This window comes from Idiomarina sp. X4, from assembly GCF_002808045.1.
Classification (GTDB): domain Bacteria; phylum Pseudomonadota; class Gammaproteobacteria; order Enterobacterales; family Alteromonadaceae; genus Idiomarina.
This window is the reverse complement of the sequence record NZ_CP025000.1, coordinates 569,753-588,989: the sequence shown is the minus strand read 5'-3', so window position 1 is coordinate 588,989 and position 19,237 is coordinate 569,753. Positions and strand designations below refer to the sequence as shown.

Here is a 19,237-nt window from a genome sequence, read left to right as displayed (position 1 = left end):
AAGAGATGTGCGGTTACTATGTATTCGCTATGTTAATAGTAGTTCGTGCTTATAATCAAAAGAAAAAGGAATCCAGAATGAATTTTGATTCAAAAAAACTTCCCCACAAAAGCATTTTGGCGACGATTATAACGTCGGCAATTGCTTTTGGAGCGGGAGCACAAGACCTAAACTCAAATGACTTACATCCTAAAGTCATTGACCTAAAACCTGTTACGGGAATAGATAAAACACTACCTAATAGTAATACGCTTTCGAAAAGCTACTACATCGTTGAGTTGGTTGATAAACCGTTGGCGAGCTACAAAGGTGAGTTGCCTAGCTTTGCTGCAACTAGCCCAAGTGCATTAGGTAAAGATAAAATTGATTTAAAGTCATCAGCGGCTCAAAGCTATGCCGGTTATCTAAAGTCTAAGCAAGATACCGTTATCAGCGCGTTGAAAAGCCGTGTAGGCAGCCTGCAAGTTAGCTCTCGACTTGATACTGTGATGAATGCGGTGATTGTCGAAGTGTCAGGTAATAGAGATGTAAAAGAAGCGTTAGCATCTGTCGATGGCGTTAAAAAAGTTTATGAACACGAATTATTTTACGCGAAAACGGATCAGTCGCTTGAGTTGGTGAATGCGCCTCAAACTTGGGAAGCTTTAGGAGGCCAAACTGAGGCTGGTAAAGGCGTTAAAGTCGCGATCATCGACGGCGGTATTAACTCTAATCACCCAATGTTTGAAGCGCAAGGTCATGTGCGACCTTCAGAGCTTCCCGGTGATGACTATTGTGCATTAATTGATCCTACTTTCTGTAATGACAAGCTTGCTTTAGCACGTTATTACACGCCAACCTTCCAGGTTCACCCTGATGAGCAAATTAGTCCTGAAGACTTCGGAGGTCATGGTACGCACGTGGCGGGTACTGCGGTAGGTAACCCTGTTAGCACGACCTATAAAGGGGTCGATGTTAGTTTGTCAGGGGTTGCTCCTGGCGCTACGTTGATGGTTTATAAAGCGCTATTCCAAACTCCAGCGGGAACAGGCTCTGGCTCTAACGTAATGCTCGTGCAAGCACTGGAAGATGCGGTAGATGACGGTGCAGACGTTATCAATAACTCTTGGGGGGGCGGACCAGGTGGTTTACCTCAAACTAGCCCGTATACACCAATTTTTGAAGCAGCTGAAGAGGCCGGCGTTTTAATTGCAACTGCTGCCGGCAATGATGGTCCAGTTGATCGTTCAATTGGCTGCCCAGGCTGTGCTGAAGCGGGTTTAACTGTTGCCAACGTTCAACATGGTCGCTCATTCGTCAACTTAGTCGATGCTGCTGGAATTCAGGACGTCACAGCAAATGCTGGCAATGGTGACTTCGAACTGAATGAGACGATTACAGCACCAATGATGCCGGTCGAATTGATCGACGAAGGTGATGTGGAAGCTTGTGATGCTTTCGCCGATGGAGTTCTAGAAGGGCACATTGCTTTTGTATCGCGTGGCTCATGTTCGTTCACGCAAAAAGCGAATAACGTTCAGGACGCCGGTGCTGTTGGTATGGTTCTATATAATAATACTGATGGCATTATTATTATGAGCATGCCGGGCGCAACACTGCCAAGTGTCTCTATCACGCAGGCTGCTGGACAGGAAATTCTGGCTGCTTACACAGAAGGCGCAACAGCATCAATTAATGCAACTGAAGCGGTTGTTGATGAGGAATCTGTTGACATGATGGCGGCTAGCAGTTCACGCGGGCCTAATGGTGATAGTTCATTCCTAAAACCTGATATTGCAGCGCCAGGTACAAGTATCTTGTCTGCTTATGCTGCGACTCCTGAACTGACCGATAACTACAACGCTATTAGCGGTACCAGTATGGCGAGCCCACACGTTGCTGGGGCAGCTGCGTTAATGCGTCAGATGTATCCGGATCTGTCGGCTAAGCAGATTAAGTCGATGTTAATGACTTCTGCTAATCTAAACGTCACTGATATGGAAGACGGAGAAATTGTTCCGGCAACACCATTTGATCGTGGTGCAGGTCGACTGGATATTTTCAATTCAACTCAAGCTGGTGTAACGTTTGATACTCCTTCATTTGTATCTAACGGCTGTGTTGTTAATTGCGAATTTACTCGTGTCGTAACAAACTTGGCGGATACTGATGTCGAGTGGAATGTGAGCGTTGAAATGGACAGCCTTAATGTTGACGCTTCTATCCCAGAGACGTTAGCGATTGAAGCTGAGGGCTCGGCGGAACTGCAATTGTCAGTGAATACTGAGTATTCAAGTGAAGGTTGGAAATTTGGTACTGTAACGCTAACGGATCCATCAGGCACTTTCCCTGATGCAAATATCCCAGTTGCTATCTACTCTAGCGCTTCAGACTCTGAAACTATCATCAACACAGTCGTTGAAAGCGGCGAGTTTACCGCAGGCACTACAGTCGACATGCTAAGTGTTGCTGGTGCAACAGGTGATCCATCAGCATCGAGCTTGGTTACCCGTATTCCAGAGGGAACTGCTTTAGTTGAAGGCTCGGTCGTAGCAACAGAAACAGGTATGGCTACTCGCAATGGTCTTAGCATTTCTCCTTCAGGCTCTGTCGTTACCTGGGCTGGCTCGTTAAGCGCACCAAGCTCTTCGGTTAATACGGTAAGCTTCCCTTATGCTGGAATGTCAATTGTTAACCAAGGCTTCGGAACCGCTATTGGCTGTGCAGGTATAGGTGGCTGTGACGAAGAGACTCTGAACTTAAACTTTGGTATACCTTTGCAGTATGGCATGAACGAATGGAACTCCGTTACCTTTAATACGAATGGTGTTTTAGCATTTGGCGATCAGCCGATAGCGGGTACGTGGATGAATCTGGATATGCCAAATTCGGCAGAGCCAAATAATATCCTTGCGCCGTTCTGGACGGATCTAGAGCTATTACCTGAAAACAATTCGGATTTCTACTACGCATCAATTACTGATGGTAACGGTACACCATGGCTTGTATTAGAATGGTATAATGCGTCTGTCTGGGGCGATACTTCAGGTATGACTTATACGTTCTCTATCTGGATCAACCAGAATACAAGTGAAATCATCTACAACTACGCTGATTTGGGTGAGCTGCCAAACAGTTTAACCATTGGTATGGAAGATATGACGGGTACATTAGGTGCGTCATATTATTACGATGGCCAAGGCTCTGCAGTTGCTTCTGGCGATACGTTATCTCCTAACTTACGTACTGATGTTGGCCGAGTTGAAGTTCGTTATAGCGTGACATTACCTGAAGTTGCAGAGAAGTCAGAAGATTTGTCTTTTGTTATTGGCTGGGATGATACTCAAACCATCGACTTGGCTTCTAACTATGCACCAACGTCATTGCGTTCGAACTCTCATGTGTCGTTCCTAAATGGCGAAAATGTATTTGATGCGAAGCGCGCTTTCTCTGTCGGAGCTGAAGGTGACTTGTCTTTCGAGATTACTGTTCAACCTCAGAACGGGACTTTAGAGCAAGTAACTGAAACTGTTACAGATGAAGACGGTAACGAAGTCGAGCAGGCGGTTCCTGGCGTATATACCTATACCCCAGAGGATTCGTACCTTGGCAATGACAGCTTCTCGTTCGTTGTTGTCGATGAAGCGAATGTTGCGACATCTGAGCAGACGGTTATGATTGAGGTTCTTGAGCCTAATGATCCGCCGGAACTTAGCTCACCTGCCGGTAGCGAAAATGCAGACGGTGAAATTGTTGTTGATGCTGAAACTGGCGGAAACGTTACATTGTCTGTTAATGCAGAGGATCCTGATGGTGATGACTTGACCTATGTTTGGACTCAGGTTTCTGGTCCGGCGGTTGAATTTGAAGGGCAGGGAACTAACGAGATTACCTTTACAGCACCGTCTGCCTCTGGTGAGGTGGTTTTTGAAGTGAGCGTTGATGACGGTCGTCACACTGTCAACAAGACGTTTAACGTAGCCGTTTCAGAGCCAGCTCCGGTAGTAGAGGAAGATTCAGGTTCTTCATCAAGTAGCTTCGGCTTATTGATTGGCTTGTTGGCATTACCGTTTGCGATTTTACGTCGCCGTATGCGTGTAGTGCGTTAATAGCGGTCTTATTAACCTTGTACTAAGGGGGCTTCGGCCCCTTTTTTATTGTTAAGAGGAAAACTGTGAAGCCTGACTATAAAGACAGCCTTGTGGCATTGGGCCCGGTGGCTATTTTACTTACCTTGTTGATGCTTTTGCCGAAACCTTGGCTGACCATATTGGCTTACCAACGAGGTAATGGCCATTGGTGGGAGTTTCTTAGTGCAGGATGGATTCATTTCGAGTTTAGCCATGGTGTTTCCAGTATTATTGGCTTGGCGGTGATGTGGCTTTTATTTTCTGAACATATCAAACCGATACCTGTTTGGATGATGCTCATTTTTGCCGCGTCGTTATCTGTTTTATTTGAGCATTGGTTGGCAATTCCTCCCTACGTTTCTACGATTGTTACTGAAAATAAAGGGTTCTCAGGGGCGTTGTATGGATTCTTTGCGTGGGGGGCAACTTTGGATATTATTAAACGTCGGCCATTTGGAGCTTTACTCTGGCTATTGGTTGTGGGAAAGGTGATTTTGGAAGCTTTTTTAGGCGAGCCTTTATTGACTTTTAGTGAGGTTGAACGGGTTGCTGTGATGGGTCACCTAGGTGGAGCTATTGCTGGCATTTTCTGTGCGTTAATTTATCATTTTGGTGTTTTACGGTTAATGGATAAAGCTTAAAAGGAGAAAAATATGACGGTAGTTAGATTCGGACTTTTCTTAATAGCCGCTAGCTTACTTGTTGGTTGTGGACAGAAGGAGAGTACGACTGCAGAGAGGCAGCAAAAACAAGCAGTTACGGAATTAACGAAAGCAAGTGATTTAAAAGAACTTGAACTTGAAGTCAGAAGAATGGTTAAAACACCCGCGGCTGATAACCCTGAGCAGTGCAAAATAGTTGAGATGGGACACAAGCCATGTGGCGGACCTGAGCGGTACCTTCTGTATTCTGAGAAAACAATGAGTGTTGATGAGCGTGAGGTTTTTTTAGAGAAATTAAAACAGTATAACGAGTTGAGTCGCCGCTTTTCGGAAAAGTCCGAGATGGTTTCTGATTGTAAAGTGTTACCTAAACCGACCGCAGTGCTCCAAAAAGGATTCTGTATTCCGGCTGAACAGAATACGATGTAATTTTGCGAGGAGTTCTACAGTTCGCAGTTTAGAACCTGAAGGAGAAGTGGCTAATCATGCTTGAACAAGTAAAAGCAATTGCGAGTGATGCTGGCACTGAGATTTTGAAAGTTTATGAGAGCAATGACTTTGGTGCACAACAAAAAACAGACAACAGTCCGCTGACGAAAGCGGATTTGGCGGCTCACAAGGTCATTTGTGACGGGTTGCGTGCGCTTGGAACGCAATATCCCATTATTTCGGAAGAATCATCAGATATTAGCTGGAAGCAGCGCAAACACTGGTGTCGCTATTGGCTGGTAGATCCGCTTGATGGTACGAAAGAGTTTATTAAGCGCAATGGTGAGTTTACGGTGAACATTGCGTTAATAGAAAAAGGTGTGCCGGTAATGGGCGTGGTCTATGCGCCGGTGCTTGATGCTATGTATGCCGCCGAGCGCGATAGGGGAGCGTTCTTGAACGACAAGCCGATAAAAGTAACGGTAAATACCCCAACAACGTTGCGCGTTGTTGGCTCACGCTCACATCCGTCGCAGGATACTACTGATTGGCTAGATGCCTTAGGCAAACCTTACGAAATGGTGCCTATGGGCAGCTCGCTAAAAATATGTCTGGTGGCCGAAGGCGAAGCCGACGTGTATCCGCGTTTAGGGCCTACCTGTGAGTGGGATACCGCCGCTGCTCATGCTGTATTAAGTGCTGCTGGTGGCGAGATAATGACAATTACTGGCGATCCACTGCTTTACAACCAAAAAGAGGATTATCTGAACCCACATTTTATTGCCCGACCGTTGTCCATGACGTAATAACGTCAAGCTACATAGACACACTAGCCTGAGACTATTGCCTCAGGCTGGAGGTTATGTCAATTGACGTCAATTTTTATTTTGTAAAGATTTTGTAAATAAGCTTTTGACTTTTATCAAACCCTCTCCTAGTTATTAATGTTACTGCGCCATTTGTAGCTGTTTTGGCTCAGAACAAAAACAACAGCTAGGAATATGCCATGAAATACTCATATCTTTTATTATTAGGCGCTGCCCTGACGTTGGCAGCGTGTGGTGGAAGCGACAGCAACGATGATACAGGTACTGGCGGTGGAGGTACTAGTAACGCTGCACCAGAAGCGGTGAACGACGAAGTCACAGCGCAAACAGCGACAGAAGTTAGTATTGACGTACTGGCTAATGACTCAGACGCGGATGGTGACACTCTGGAAATTACTGATGTATCTGCTCCGGAAAATGGCACGGTGACTATCGATAGTAGCGCTATTTTGTATACATCTTCCGGGAGTTATACCGGCTCTGATTCATTCACATATACGGTGTCTGACGGTGAGGAAGAAGCGACAGCGGAGGTCAATGTTACGGTTCAGCAAACCGTTAGCGTGTCAGGAAAAATTGTCGACTCACCAATAGCCAATGCGACAGTAACCGTTACCATTGGCGGTGAGACTTATACAGCGACGGCTGATGCTGAAGGGGCTTACACATTAGATGTAACCTTTGTTGACGGCACTGAGCTATTGACTATTAATGCACAGGGCTCTGCTGAGAATAATCAGGAATATGTCGAGTTAGTCAGCGCATTGTCATCATTGGCTTCTTTAGCGGCCGCAGCTGGCGAAGATGGTGTGTTAGATCGCTCCGAAGCAGCAGGTACGAATGTGACCAATGTCACTACAGCAAGCCATACGCTGATGGTTGAAGCCAACGGAGGTGAAGCGCCAACTGACGAAGAAGCGTTAAGCGTCGCTCAGGAAGCGGTTGATCCTAACGAGCTACTTGAAGTGTCAGCGGTGATTAAACTGATTATTGATAATGAAAACTTCAGTCTGCCGCAGGGAGTTGAGAGCGTATTAGACTTGGTACAGAATACCGAATCGTATAACGCTTACGTTGCAGAAGTGGAAGCGACCGATCCTGATGCTTTAGATGCGGTTGTAGAGGAAATTATTAATGATCCTGAGCTAGTTGAGCAAGAGGAGAGCCCAACCCCGCCTTCATTCTATTTGCCAACGTCAGCAACCCGTCCGGGTTTTGTTAGCCGCTCATATGAGGCGCTTGTATTCGAAGCCGATGGTAGCGGTATGATTGTGTCTCCATTTTATTCAAATGGTAATAGCAGTTCAGGATTTACGTGGGAGGTTGGTGAAAATAACTACTTTGTTCTGACTTACGAAGAACCGGTTCAGTTTCAGGGGTATCCACAAGTGAGCTCGGTGACCGATGACCCTGATATTTTAGCGGCTTATCAAGCGGCTGGCGCTAGCCAGGTGGAAACAACCTATACTCAAAATGGCAAACGTTTTAAAGTTATTACCAAAGGTAACAAACAGGACACTATTCGCGAGGAATATACTCAAACAGTGACCTATGCGCCGTTAGAGTGGGGGGGAGAAACCTACCAAATTCCACCGGTAGAGAATGAATATTCATCTAATACTGTGTACTTAAACGGCGATAATTTAGAGCTTATTCCGGCAACAGAAGAAGATGTTATTGGCACTTGGGCCGTAAATATTTTGGGTCAGTTTGCACCGGAAGACGGCTATGACCAGTTCTCTACTGATATGGTCTCTTTCAATGCCGACGGCAGTTTTAGCGCAATGTATACTGGCATTGAAGGTACATGGGAGCTCTCTGAAGGTACGGTTGAAATGTTCTACGGTGATGTGGAGCAGACCATTGAGATATTTAACCAAATTGGTGAGCTCTATGCGGCATTAATGGCTGCGGAAACCCCGGATGGTAATATTGTTGCAAGTTATAATCGGGTTGTTAAGCAAGATCCTGAAATAGCGGCTATTGAGGATGATGTGGTGACCGCAGCGGATCAGCTTTGGTTTGGCCATATTAACTCATGGGTTAAAGATGCCTGGAGTGAAGAGCTGGGTATTCCATTAGTCTCTTACTATTTCGGGTGGCAGTTTGAACCAGGTACAACTGGCTACAATGTCAGTGTGGGATGTGAACAGCCCAATGAAGATGGTCTATGTGTTCATGGAGAGTCAACATTGACGCTTAATGCCAACAGTATTAACTGGTATCTGTCTGAAAATGGTCAAGTGATTGATATTGAGCGCGCGGCTATTTGCCAAAGTTGGGGTTTAACTGATGACTGTCGAGTTCGCCGCTGGCATATTCTTCATGAAACCGATGATGGTTGGGTTTATGTGATGGAGTTTGCGTTTGAAGATTTTCAACGTGGTAACGGCGAGGTTAATGTCTCCAGCACTTGGATTCAGCCACGAATAAACATGATGGAGTTGCGTAGCCTGCCTAGTGAATTAAGTAACCCTGATATGGGGCAGTCGTCTACAGCCAAGCCAGCATCGATAAGCCCCAGGCTTCCAATTGAGCGTGTTGGTTTCCTACCACGTCATGATAAACGTTTTTTACCCGTCCAGTAGTTAGTAGTGTATAGAGAGGAAATCGTGCCTGATGCTATCGCATCAGGTGCGATCTCTCCGATATAGCAAACCACACCGATATCACTCATTTACGGTGGTAATTCCCGTCAATCCACCTGACGTAAATAACGTCAGGCTGCGTCGTATTTCCTTCTGTCTTTTTTCTGTCATTTGATTTTAATTGAACGGTCAATTAAAATAAACGCGACTGTAACATTCACTCACTAGTCTTAGATACGTCTCTAAAACTACAATAGGACTTAATGAAATGAAGTTATCTGTACCAATGAAGCCCAGTTTACTGGCACTCTCCGTTTTTTCTGTGTTAAGCGCTCCTACGCTTGCTCAGCAGGAAGAACAAACTGCAAATGACGATAAGAAAAAAGCACAAGACATAGAGCAAATCCAGGTGACTGGGCGCAGCGTTTCTTACGCGAATAATGCCACTGCGGAAGAAATGAAGTTGCAGCAAACCTCAATGACCAGCGCATTGGCGGTTGTTGATAACCTACCGGGCGTATTAATCAACGAAGGTGACCCGTTCGGCTCTGATGAATGGTCAACCAGCATCTCAATGCGTGGCTTCTCAATTGACCTGAGCCAACAACAAATTGGCATGACCGTTGATGGCATTTCTAACGGTAACTCAAACTACGGTGGTGGTACCAAAGCAAACCGTTTTATCGACACTGAAAACCTGCAGGGCGTCGACGTCTCTCAGGGCACCTCAGACATTAGCTCGCGCTCACACGAAGCGCTAGGCGGCACCTTGGACTTCCGTACCATTGACCCGGGCTTTGAAGAAAAAGCGGTCGTCAGCGCGACATTAGGCGAAAACAACGCACAGAAAATTTACGCTCGCTATGAAACGGGTGAGCTGGCGCGCGACACGTACGGTTGGGTAAGCTTCTCAACGCAAGAAAACACCGACTGGATGGACGAAGTCGCAACCAACACGCGTGACCACTTTGCCGGTAAACTCATCAGCCGTCTGGGCGACGTTGATCTGGAAGGTTACGTGACTTATGACGATGCCCGCGAATACACGTATCAGCGTGTGTACGGCGTGAGCCAGTTTGAACAAAACAAACAGTGGGACGGTTTGGTACCAAACTGGACCGGCGTTCCATACCAGGATCAGGCATGGCGTAAAGGCTGGGTAACGCACCGTGAAAACTTATTTGGTTACCTAAAAGCACAAACCATGATCAGCAACGTAACGTTAAAGGGTAATGTGTATTACCACCACAACGAAGGTCGCGGCGACTGGATCCCTTACTATGTTGTTGACGTGACTGACGATGGTGCTGGCAACCCGCACTCAGAGTTAGACCCAAGCACCACGGCAGAGGGCGGTTCTTCACTGGGCCAAATTTACTTTGTGAACCGTGACGGCCAGTCTTTGCAGCCGCAAGCCGGTTGTGAAAGCTCAATTACTTACCCTTATGGCGGCGCAGGCGCTGCATTAGACCCGGACTGCTATGGCTCAGGCGCTATTCCAGTATCGTCGCATCGTCACACCAACTACAACAAAGATCGTTACGGCGTGAATGGTGACTTCATTTGGGACACCACCATTGCCGACATGCCAAACACCTTACGCGGTGGCTTCTGGTATGAAGATTACGAGCGTGAAGAATACCGTAGCTGGCACAAACTGATCGATTCAGCAACCAGTGCTCGTTGGGAAAACAATCCTTACTGGATTCAGTACAACCGCGAATTCCCGGTAGATACGTTAATGGCGTACGTTGAGAACGAACTGGACGCTGGCTTCGCGAAATTCCGTGTGGGCGCCAAGAAGTTCGATGTCGACGTTGCGAAAAATGACTTGTTTAACAGCGACAACAACTTAGACGTCGACTCAAGCTCTGACGTACTGTTCTCAGCCGGTTTTGTCGCACCGGTGCCGGGCGTTCGTGGTCTGGAAGTGTTCGGTGGCTACGCAGAAAACTTTGCGGCAATAAAAGATGCAGTACTTGAGCGTGACGACACTGACTTGAGCGTGGTTGAGCCAGAGCGTGCGGATAACATTGACTTAGGTCTGCGTTATTCGTCGCCGGGTCTGAACGCCAGCTTAACGTATTACGACATTACCTTTGATAACCGCATTACCTTTATCAGCAACGAAGATGTTGATGGCATCGACTTCTTAGAAGCGGCTGCCGGTGGTTATGTGAACGACGGTGGTGTTGAGTCGAACGGTATTGAAGCGTCGCTTGATTATCAGCTAAACGACAACTGGGGCGTTTACGTGTCGTACACCAAGAACGACTCGACTTACGTCGACAAAGCCGCGGCGGGTAACACCGTTATTGGTAGTGCCGAAGACATGGCTGCCATTAGCTTTGACTACAAGAGCGACGGCTATTTCGCTGGCTTCAGCACCAAATATGTGGGTGAGCGTTACATGGACCAGGCCAACACTCAGGTGGTTGACTCTTATACAACGAGCGACTTCTATCTGGGAACCGCGGTTTATAATGTTGGTAACGCTATCGACTCGATGGAGTTACGCTTTACCATCAACAATGTGTTTGACGAGCGTTACTTAGGTACGATTGCACCGGGAGCGGCCTGGATTGGCGCACCGCGTGTGGCTGCCTTGAACGCTAAGTTCACATTCTAAAAAACGCGTTAAGCGCAGGGGCTGGTTGTCAGCCCCTGATCACTTCATAGGTGAACCAATGAAGAAAACACTGATTTTTCTGGGACTGTTATCGGGCGCTGTCGTTTCTACGGCAGCGAATGCACAGCAAAGTGTGTCGCATATTGCCTTTGGCTCCTGCTCGCACCAGGATCATGACATGCCGATTCTGGACAGCGTTATTGCCGATAAACCGGATGCTTTTTTGTTCCTGGGCGACAATATTTATGGCGACACTGAAGATATGACGGTGCTGCGCAATAAATATGAAAAGCTGGGTTCGAAAGAACGTTTTCAGACGTTAGTGAATAACACGAACGTGATGGCGATTTGGGATGACCACGACTTTGGCGCGAACGATGCGGGTAAAGACTACCCGAAAAAAGAAGCCTCACGCCAGATTATGCTGGACTTCTGGGGGGCGGAGGAAGACTCACCTCGTCGCACACGCCCTGACGGTATTTACACCTCAAAAATGTATGGCGAAGGCGAGCAGCGTATTCACGTCATAATGCCCGATTTGCGCTGGAACCGTGATGACATGAAACACGTGTCGCGCGAAGAGTACGCCAATGAGCGTGCGCCAAACAACCTCGGTCCGTACATTGCTCACGACGATATGTCGAAGTCGATGCTGGGCGAGAAACAATGGCAGTGGCTGGAAGAAGAGTTAAAAAAAACGGCTCGCGTCAAAATTATTGCCTCCAGCTTGCAGTTATTAGCCGACTTTACCGGTTGGGAAGCCTGGGCGAACTTTCCGGGCGACCGCCAGCGGTTGTTCGACTTAATTAAAAAACACCAAGTGAATGGTGTGATTTTAGTCAGTGGTGACACTCACTGGGGCGAAGTCAGCTATTACGATGAAAACCTGGATTATCCACTGTGGGAAGTGACCAGCTCAGGTCTGACACAGGAGTGGAAACAGGTCAGTCCGAACAAGCATCGTATTGGACAATACACGGCAAATGTTAATTACGGCAGTATAAACATTGATTGGAGTTTAGAAGATCCCTTAGTATCGCTCAGTCTGAAGAATGTTGACGGCGAAGTGGTGAATGAGCACCGCTTCCGCTTGTCGACGTTGGAGCCATACAAGGAGTAATAGCGCGATGCCCAAAATTGGCATGCAGCCGGTGCGCCGGCAACAGTTGATAGACGCAACCATCGAGGTGGTTGCCGAAGTGGGGTTAAAGTCAGCGACCATCAGTTTGATTGCGAAAAAAGCCGGGTTGTCGTCCGGCATTATCAGTCATTACTTTGGTGGGAAACAGGCGCTGATTGAAGCCACGGTCCGTTATTTGTTGTCGCGGCTGAAGTTAGAGCAGTCGCCGGCTGACCCTATTGAGCGGCTGATGAAAATTGTCGATTTAAACTTTGCCGACATTCAGCAGTCGTTGCCCAGCACCAAAACCTGGCTGAGCTTTTGGGGCGAGTCAATGCACGACGCCGATTTGTCGCGCTTGCAGGAGGTGAATAAGCGACGCTTATTGACCAACCTACGTTACAGCTATCGTCAATTATTGCCGCGTGAAGCAGCGCACGACGCCGCCCAGATGACCGCGGCGCTGATTGATGGGTTTTGGCTGCGAAGCGCGCTGAGTTTGCGCGCTGACCGCGGCTTTGATGTCGCGAAAGATTACTGTAAAAACTTTATTTTGGATACGTTACGCCTGCATGGAGTGGATGCCGACTCCGGGGGCAGTAACCCGTAACTTGTTTTAAGGAGTGTACCTTGACCAACTTTTCGCTTAAAAACTTTATTGATGGGCACTACGTTAACGGCGACGAAAGCCGCAGTTTTGATGTGCGATACCCGGCAACCGGTGAGGTCATTTACCGGGTTGAACAGGCCGGTGAAGCGATGATGCTACAGGCAATAAAGAGTGCTAAGCAAGGTTTCGAAAAGTGGTCAAAGACGCCGGCGGTAGAGCGGGCACGCATTCTGCAAAAAGCCGCGCGTTTATTGCGTGAGCGTAATGACGAGTTGGCGAAGTACGAAGTTCAGGATACCGGGAAACCGTGGCAGGAAGCGGTTGAGGTAGATGTTCAGACCGGTGCCGACTCGATTGAGTACTTTGCGAATTTAGCGCCGTCGATGATGGGCGCGCAACAACCGGTGGGTGACGACTTTTTCTATACCCGTCATGAGCCGCTGGGTGTGTGTTTTGGTATTGGTGCCTGGAACTACCCAATTCAAATAGCCTGCTGGAAGTCAGCTGCTGCACTGGCGGCCGGTAACGCCATGATTTTTAAACCGTCAGAGGAAACCCCTCGCGGCGCGGCTAAGTTAGCAGAGATATTCACCGAAGCGGGTGTACCGGACGGTGTGTTTAATGTGGTGCAGGGGGATGCCGAGGTAGGTCGCTTTCTAACGGCGCATCCGGACATTGCCAAGGTGTCGTTAACCGGTGAAGTGGGTACCGGTAAAAAAGTCATGGCGGCGGCTGCCGGTACGCTTAAGCAAGTCACTATGGAGCTTGGCGGCAAGTCACCCTTAATTGTGTTTGACGATGCGGATGTTGAAGAAGCGGTCACTGGCGCCATGATGGCCAACTTTTACACGCAGGGTGAGGTGTGCACCAACGGTACGCGCGTTTTTGTGCATGAGTCGGTGTATGACCGGTTTATGGAGCGCTTGGTGGAACGTACACGCAAGAATATTGTGATTGGCGAACCGATGGATGCGAAAACCAATTTGGGTGCGCTGATATCGGAAAAGCATCAGCAACTGGTTTTAGAGTACATCGAGAAAGGCAAGCAGGAAGGCGCTAAATTGGTTTACGGCGGTAACGCGGTGACGCCTGAGGGCTGTGAAAATGGCTACTTTGTTGAGCCCACCATTTTTGCTGACTGCCATAACGACATGACCATTTGTCGTGAAGAAATTTTTGGCCCGGTGATGTCGGTCATGACCTTTACCGACGAAGACGAGGTTGTACGCCAGGCGAACGATACCGAATACGGCTTAGCGGCCGGCGTGTTTACCAAAGACATTCGCCGCGCGCACCGTGTGATTGCACAAATGCAGGCGGGCATTTGCTGGATCAACGCCTGGGGCAATTCGCCGGCGGAAATGCCGGTGGGTGGCTATAAACTGTCCGGCATTGGCCGCGAAAACGGCGTTGAAACGCTGAAGTCTTACACACAGACCAAGTCGGTGTATGTGGGCATGGAGACGTTGCAGGGGCCATTTTAATGTCGGTTGAGCAGTACGATTACATTATTGTCGGGGCCGGCTCGGCCGGCTGTGTATTGGCGAACCGGCTGACAGAGGACGCAGACAAAAGCGTACTGTTGCTGGAAACCGGCGGCTCGGATAAAAGCATTTTTATTCAAATGCCGACGGCGTTGTCGATACCGATGAACACAAAAAAATACGCCTGGCAGTTTCATACCGAACCAGAGCCATATTTAGATAACCGCCGCATGCACTGTCCGCGCGGCAAGGTGCTGGGTGGCTCGTCATCGATTAACGGAATGGTGTATGTGCGCGGCCACGCGCGTGACTTTGACGAGTGGGCTGAGCATGGCGCCGAGGGCTGGGACTATCAGCACTGCCTGCCATACTTTAAAAAGGCCGATGACTGGGCCTTTGGGGAAGACAAATATCGCAGTGTTGGCGGACCGTTGTCGGTTAATAACGGCAATAACATGCAAAATCCACTTTATAGTGCGTTTGTTGAAGCGGGTGAGCAGGCCGGCTATTGGCATACCGATGACTATAACGGTGCGCAGCAGGAAGGTTTTGGCGCAATGCACATGACGGTTAAAAATGGCCGTCGCTGGTCGACGGCTAACGCGTATTTACGGCCAGCCATGGAGCGTTCCAATTTGACGGTGAAAACCGGTGTGTTGGTTAAACGTGTATTGCTGGAAGGTAAACGTTCGGTTGGTGTCGAGTTACTGCAAAAAGGCAAGGTTAAGCGCTTTGACTGTCGCGATGAAGTCGTCCTGAGCGCGGGCTCTGTTGGCTCGCCGCACTTACTGCAGTTGTCCGGTATTGGCCCGGCAAACGTACTGAAAGACGCGGGCATTGAGCTGCAACATGAGTTGCCGGGCGTGGGTGAAAACCTGCAGGATCATCTGGAGTTTTACTTTCAGTATCAGTGTAAGCAGCCGGTTAGCTTGAACCGTAAGCTGGGTCCATTGAGTAAATTAGCCATTGGTGTGCGTTGGATCCTGTTTAAAACTGGCTTGGGCGCGACCAACCATTTTGAATCTTGCGGGTTCATTCGCTCGAAGAAGGGCATCGAATGGCCTGACCTGCAATATCACTTCTTGCCCGCAGCCATGCGCTACGATGGGCGCAGTGCCTTCGACGGTGACGGCTTTCAGCTTCATATTGGTCACAATAAACCGAAGAGCCGTGGCTGGATACGCGCGGTGTCGGCAGACCCGACAGAAGCCCCAAAAATTCAGTTTAACTACTTGCAAGAGCCGGAAGATATTGAGGCGTTTCGCGCTTGTGTGCGGCTGTCTCGGGAGATTATTGCTCAGCCGGCGATGGACAAGTATCGCGGGGAAGAGATTCAACCGGGCGCTTCGGTTCAAACGGATGAAGAGATTGATGCCTTTATTCGTGGCGCGGTGGAAAGCGCTTATCACCCGTGCGGTACCTGTCGTATGGGCGCCGAAGATGACGAGCAAGCGGTCGTGGATCCGACGACCCGAGTACGGGGACTGCAAGGACTCCGTGTTGTCGACTCGTCTTTATTCCCGACCATTCCAAATGGCAACCTGAACGCACCAACCATTATGTTGGCTGAACGAGCCGCCGATTTAATTCGCTTTGGCGAAGCCGCCGATGCAGCAAATGTGAAAGTGGTGATGGACGAACAATGGCAGCAACGTCAGCGTCAGGGTAAGCAACAACGAGAGGTGCGTTAAATGCTAACCTTAGTGGGCGCCGGAATGATCCTGTTCATGGCTTTAGTACTGCTCATTTTGTGGCGCTGGGGCGCAATGCCGCTGCAGGGAAAAATTCCGGTATCAACGTTAGTGTTTGTCGCTATTTTATTTACCTCGGGGCTGGATGTGGGACTCATCATGTTCCCGCTCACCGAGTTTCCGGTGTATGAGAACCTCAAAGAGAACAGTGAATACGCCTTTGCCAATCCGTTAGCCATAGAGTTTGGTTTTTGGGGCTTTATGGTCTGGGCGATTTACTTTGTTACCTGCTTCTATTTCTGCGCATTGGAGCCCAAACTCCGCTTCTTTGAAATAACTTGGGTGAAGTGGGTGAACAACATTGTCATTATTGGCACCTGCGCGTTTACGGCGCACTTGCTGTTTGCCAATTTAAGTTGGTACTTGCCTGCCTTTGCTCCAGATTCTGGCTTTCCATGGCTGTTTGCCGGGCTAGTGACGCTCACCATTTGTGCGGCGGTTTACTCAAGCACCGAACTGCGCTTTGTGAAGGTGCTGAGTGTGTCGTCCGGTGCGCTGTTTTTAGCGCTGATTGCAGGGCTTGGCAGTTACGTGGTGGCGCAGCCGAATGTGGAAGCTGCTGACTATCTGCAAACGTTGCCGTTACTGAGTGATTACTTTACGCATTTACAGCGGTTTGTTTTGCCCATTAACGACTACCATGCGTTTTACCTGTTCTGGTGGTTTGCCTGGAGCATCATGATTGGTCAGTTTACCGCGCGCTTCGTGGGCAATATGAAGACGGTTACGTTGTTGGTGAATATGCTGGTCTGGCCGTCGCTGTCGCTGGGCTTGTGGTTCAGCGTGTTGTACTTGTTTCATACCAAAGGCATTGATACCTCCGGCTGGATAAACCGCATAATGGTTGGTGTTGGCGTGGTGTTTGTATTGAACTCCCTGGATTCACTGATTCGCCTGTATTCCGATAATTTGAACCTAACCGTCAGCCGCCTTGGTAAGCCGCGCTATTTCGCGCTGCATGCTTTTCTCATAGTTAGCTTAACCGTTCTGTTTAGCCTTGAATTTATTCGCATTCAATGGGTGGGCGCGCTGGTCATTGGCATTGGTGTATGCTGCGTAATTTACGCTCTGGCTTTTAAAGATAAGCGCTCGAAATTGCCCGCAGCGAATAGGTTATTTTAAACTGATGTTGTCGTAGCCTGATGCTATTGCATCAGGTGAGATTTTTCCGGTGCAGCCGCACCACATTAAGTGATTCATTATGGTGGCTGTTTTGGCATCCCACCTGACGTAATAACGTCAGGCTACATATGCTTTACGGCTACTCTTCGCTGTCGTCCTCTTCGTTTTCGACTTCGGCTTCTTTTACCTCAATGTAAGTTTCATCTACCCAGACACCTTCTATTTCAATGACAGTGCCAACTTCGAGGGCGTTATAAAACGTTTGAAGGTCGACGTTTTCGTCGTTGAGCTCAAACTCTGTGTCATCAGTGAAGCGAAGCTCTTTTCCGTTCACGAAAATTAAATCGCCTTCGATGGACTCAATCGCACCTTTGAACTCGGCTTTGCCGGTATTGTCAGGGCGGTCGTCATCATCGTCATCACCTCCGCTCACGTTTTCAACGTCCACTTCAGCGGCAACGAGTGAACCGTCAACGTATTCGCCTTCCACTTCAACGATAACAGCATTTTGAGTTTCGGCTAGCGCGACGAATCGCTCTAAAGAAAGGCTGCCGTCGTCGTTCTCAAACTCAGTATTGTCATCAAAGGTGACCGCAACGTTGGCAACGGTCATACCGTCCTCGGTTACGTCAGCTGCGCGACCTTTCACTTCGCCTTCACGTGCCTCTTCATTGATGCGCTTAACTTTCAAAGCAATTGCGTTGCCTTCTTCGTCTTGGCGGGAAATGACTTTCAACCAGTCGTTAACCTCAATATTGTCGAACGTGAAACGGCGTTCGTCTAAGTCTGACTCGTCTTCATATTGCGTTTCTGATGTGACGGTGAAGGTAGTGTTATTGAGCACAAATGTCATGGCTTCTGTGTCAATGTCGGTCACTTGACCTTCGACTTTGCTGCGTGCATCTCGTGCTTTGAATTCGACTTCCTCGGCAACCAGTTGCTCTCCGTCTAATACGGCTTCCACTTTAACAATAATACCGTTAGCTAGCGTGTCGGCGGTGCCGTCTTCAAATTCTGTGCTGTCGCTGACTACAAAGTCATATTGGTTCACGGAGAAAGTACCGGCTTCTTCATCATAGTTTTTAACGATACCGGCAATAGTGACTTCGTCAGTGTCTTCGTCAATGTCACTTTGCTCTTTGCTTTCGACTTCGTCCGCGGTAAGGGTCATGGTCTCGCTGTCAAAAGTCTCGCCTTCTACTTTCACAAATAACCCGTCAGCGAGATCGTCCATCGTCATGTCATCAAATTCAGCGGTTGAATAATTGATGGTCAACTCGCCTAATGTGAACGTTTGAGCGTCGGTGTCTAAATTAGCAATGTTACCTTTCAGTTTTACTTCCGTTTCGTCGTCTTCCAACTCAACTAATGTGGCGTAGAAATTGCCGTTTTCATTAACGTATCCGCTTATTTCAACAAAGTCGCCAACGGTTAAGGTATTTAGGTCGGTTGCTTCAAATTCGGTTAAGTCATCATAAATAACGGTTTGACCAAGGACTTCAATTTGTTCAGCTTCTCGGTCAATAAACGCAACAGGACCCTGCAAACTCTCTTCATAGATAATTTGTTCCGCTTCCGGGTCTTCTCCATTGTCAGAGGCCGAAGCCGCAACAGTCACTACCATACCTACTCTCAGTTGTGCTTCGTCTGCAGCCGGTGAGTTACCAACGGCAATAGCTGCATTGTCAGAGCCATAACGCTGGCCGTTTACATAAACACTACCAAAACCGGTAATGACACCTTCGGTTACAACTGTGGTCGTACTGCCGGTATTGTCACCACCGGTATCGTCACCGCCAGTGTTGCTGTCTGGAGTGGATGAGTCGCTTGATCCGCCACAAGCAGACAGAGCACCTGCAATGGCTAAAACTAAAAGAGAGTGCTTAAAACGCATGCGTATTACCTC

12 protein-coding genes are annotated in these 19,237 nt (G+C 48.3%); 11 read left to right on the top strand and 1 reads right to left on the bottom strand.

Annotation, left to right across the window (positions count from 1 at the left end; translation table 11 throughout):
- Positions 1–77 precede the first annotated feature (77 nt).
- The 11 genes from CWC33_RS02850 to CWC33_RS02800 all read left to right on the top strand — a co-directional run bounded on the left by CWC33_RS02850 (position 78) and on the right by CWC33_RS02800 (position 17,331).
- Positions 78–4,088, top strand: a complete 4,011-nt coding sequence (locus CWC33_RS02850) for a S8 family serine peptidase (RefSeq protein WP_157803470.1) — start codon at positions 78–80, stop codon at positions 4,086–4,088.
- Positions 4,089–4,153: 65 nt separating this feature from the next.
- Positions 4,154–4,750: a rhomboid family intramembrane serine protease gene (locus CWC33_RS02845; RefSeq protein ID WP_100690700.1), complete on the top strand. Its 597-nt coding sequence runs from the start codon at positions 4,154–4,156 to the stop codon at positions 4,748–4,750.
- 12 nt (positions 4,751–4,762) lie between these two features.
- A complete protein-coding gene (locus CWC33_RS02840; RefSeq protein WP_100690699.1) occupies positions 4,763–5,200 on the top strand; it encodes a hypothetical protein in 438 nt (145 codons plus the stop codon).
- Between the two features lie 56 nt (positions 5,201–5,256).
- Positions 5,257–6,006, top strand: a complete 750-nt coding sequence (gene cysQ / locus CWC33_RS02835) for a 3'(2'),5'-bisphosphate nucleotidase CysQ (protein WP_100690698.1) — start codon at positions 5,257–5,259, stop codon at positions 6,004–6,006.
- A gap of 200 nt (positions 6,007–6,206) precedes the next feature.
- Positions 6,207–8,615, top strand: coding sequence for an Ig-like domain-containing protein (locus tag CWC33_RS02830; RefSeq protein ID WP_100690697.1), 2,409 nt, complete (start codon positions 6,207–6,209; stop codon positions 8,613–8,615).
- A gap of 268 nt (positions 8,616–8,883) precedes the next feature.
- A complete protein-coding gene (locus tag CWC33_RS02825; protein WP_100690696.1) occupies positions 8,884–11,244 on the top strand; it encodes a TonB-dependent receptor domain-containing protein in 2,361 nt (786 codons plus the stop codon).
- A gap of 58 nt (positions 11,245–11,302) precedes the next feature.
- Positions 11,303–12,364: an alkaline phosphatase D family protein gene (locus CWC33_RS02820; protein WP_100690695.1), complete on the top strand. Its 1,062-nt coding sequence runs from the start codon at positions 11,303–11,305 to the stop codon at positions 12,362–12,364.
- Positions 12,365–12,371: 7 nt separating this feature from the next.
- Positions 12,372–12,974, top strand: a complete 603-nt coding sequence (gene betI, locus CWC33_RS02815) for a transcriptional regulator BetI (RefSeq protein WP_088768781.1) — start codon at positions 12,372–12,374, stop codon at positions 12,972–12,974.
- Between the two features lie 47 nt (positions 12,975–13,021).
- Positions 13,022–14,458: a betaine-aldehyde dehydrogenase gene (gene betB, locus CWC33_RS02810; RefSeq protein ID WP_442906206.1), complete on the top strand. Its 1,437-nt coding sequence runs from the start codon at positions 13,022–13,024 to the stop codon at positions 14,456–14,458.
- Entirely contained in the window at positions 14,458–16,149 is a 1,692-nt protein-coding gene (betA, locus tag CWC33_RS02805; RefSeq protein WP_100690693.1) for a choline dehydrogenase, read from the top strand. Before betB ends, betA begins: the two co-directional genes overlap by 1 nt.
- Complete coding sequence (locus CWC33_RS02800; protein ID WP_100690692.1) at positions 16,150–17,331, top strand: BCCT family transporter; 1,182 nt, start codon at positions 16,150–16,152, stop codon at positions 17,329–17,331.
- A gap of 139 nt (positions 17,332–17,470) precedes the next feature.
- Here the strand turns inward: CWC33_RS02800 and CWC33_RS02795 are convergent, their stop codons facing one another.
- Positions 17,471–19,225 (bottom strand): DUF5666 domain-containing protein, encoded by a 1,755-nt coding sequence (locus CWC33_RS02795; RefSeq protein ID WP_100690691.1) that lies wholly within the window; start codon positions 19,223–19,225, stop codon positions 17,471–17,473.
- Positions 19,226–19,237: the final 12 nt, after the last annotated feature.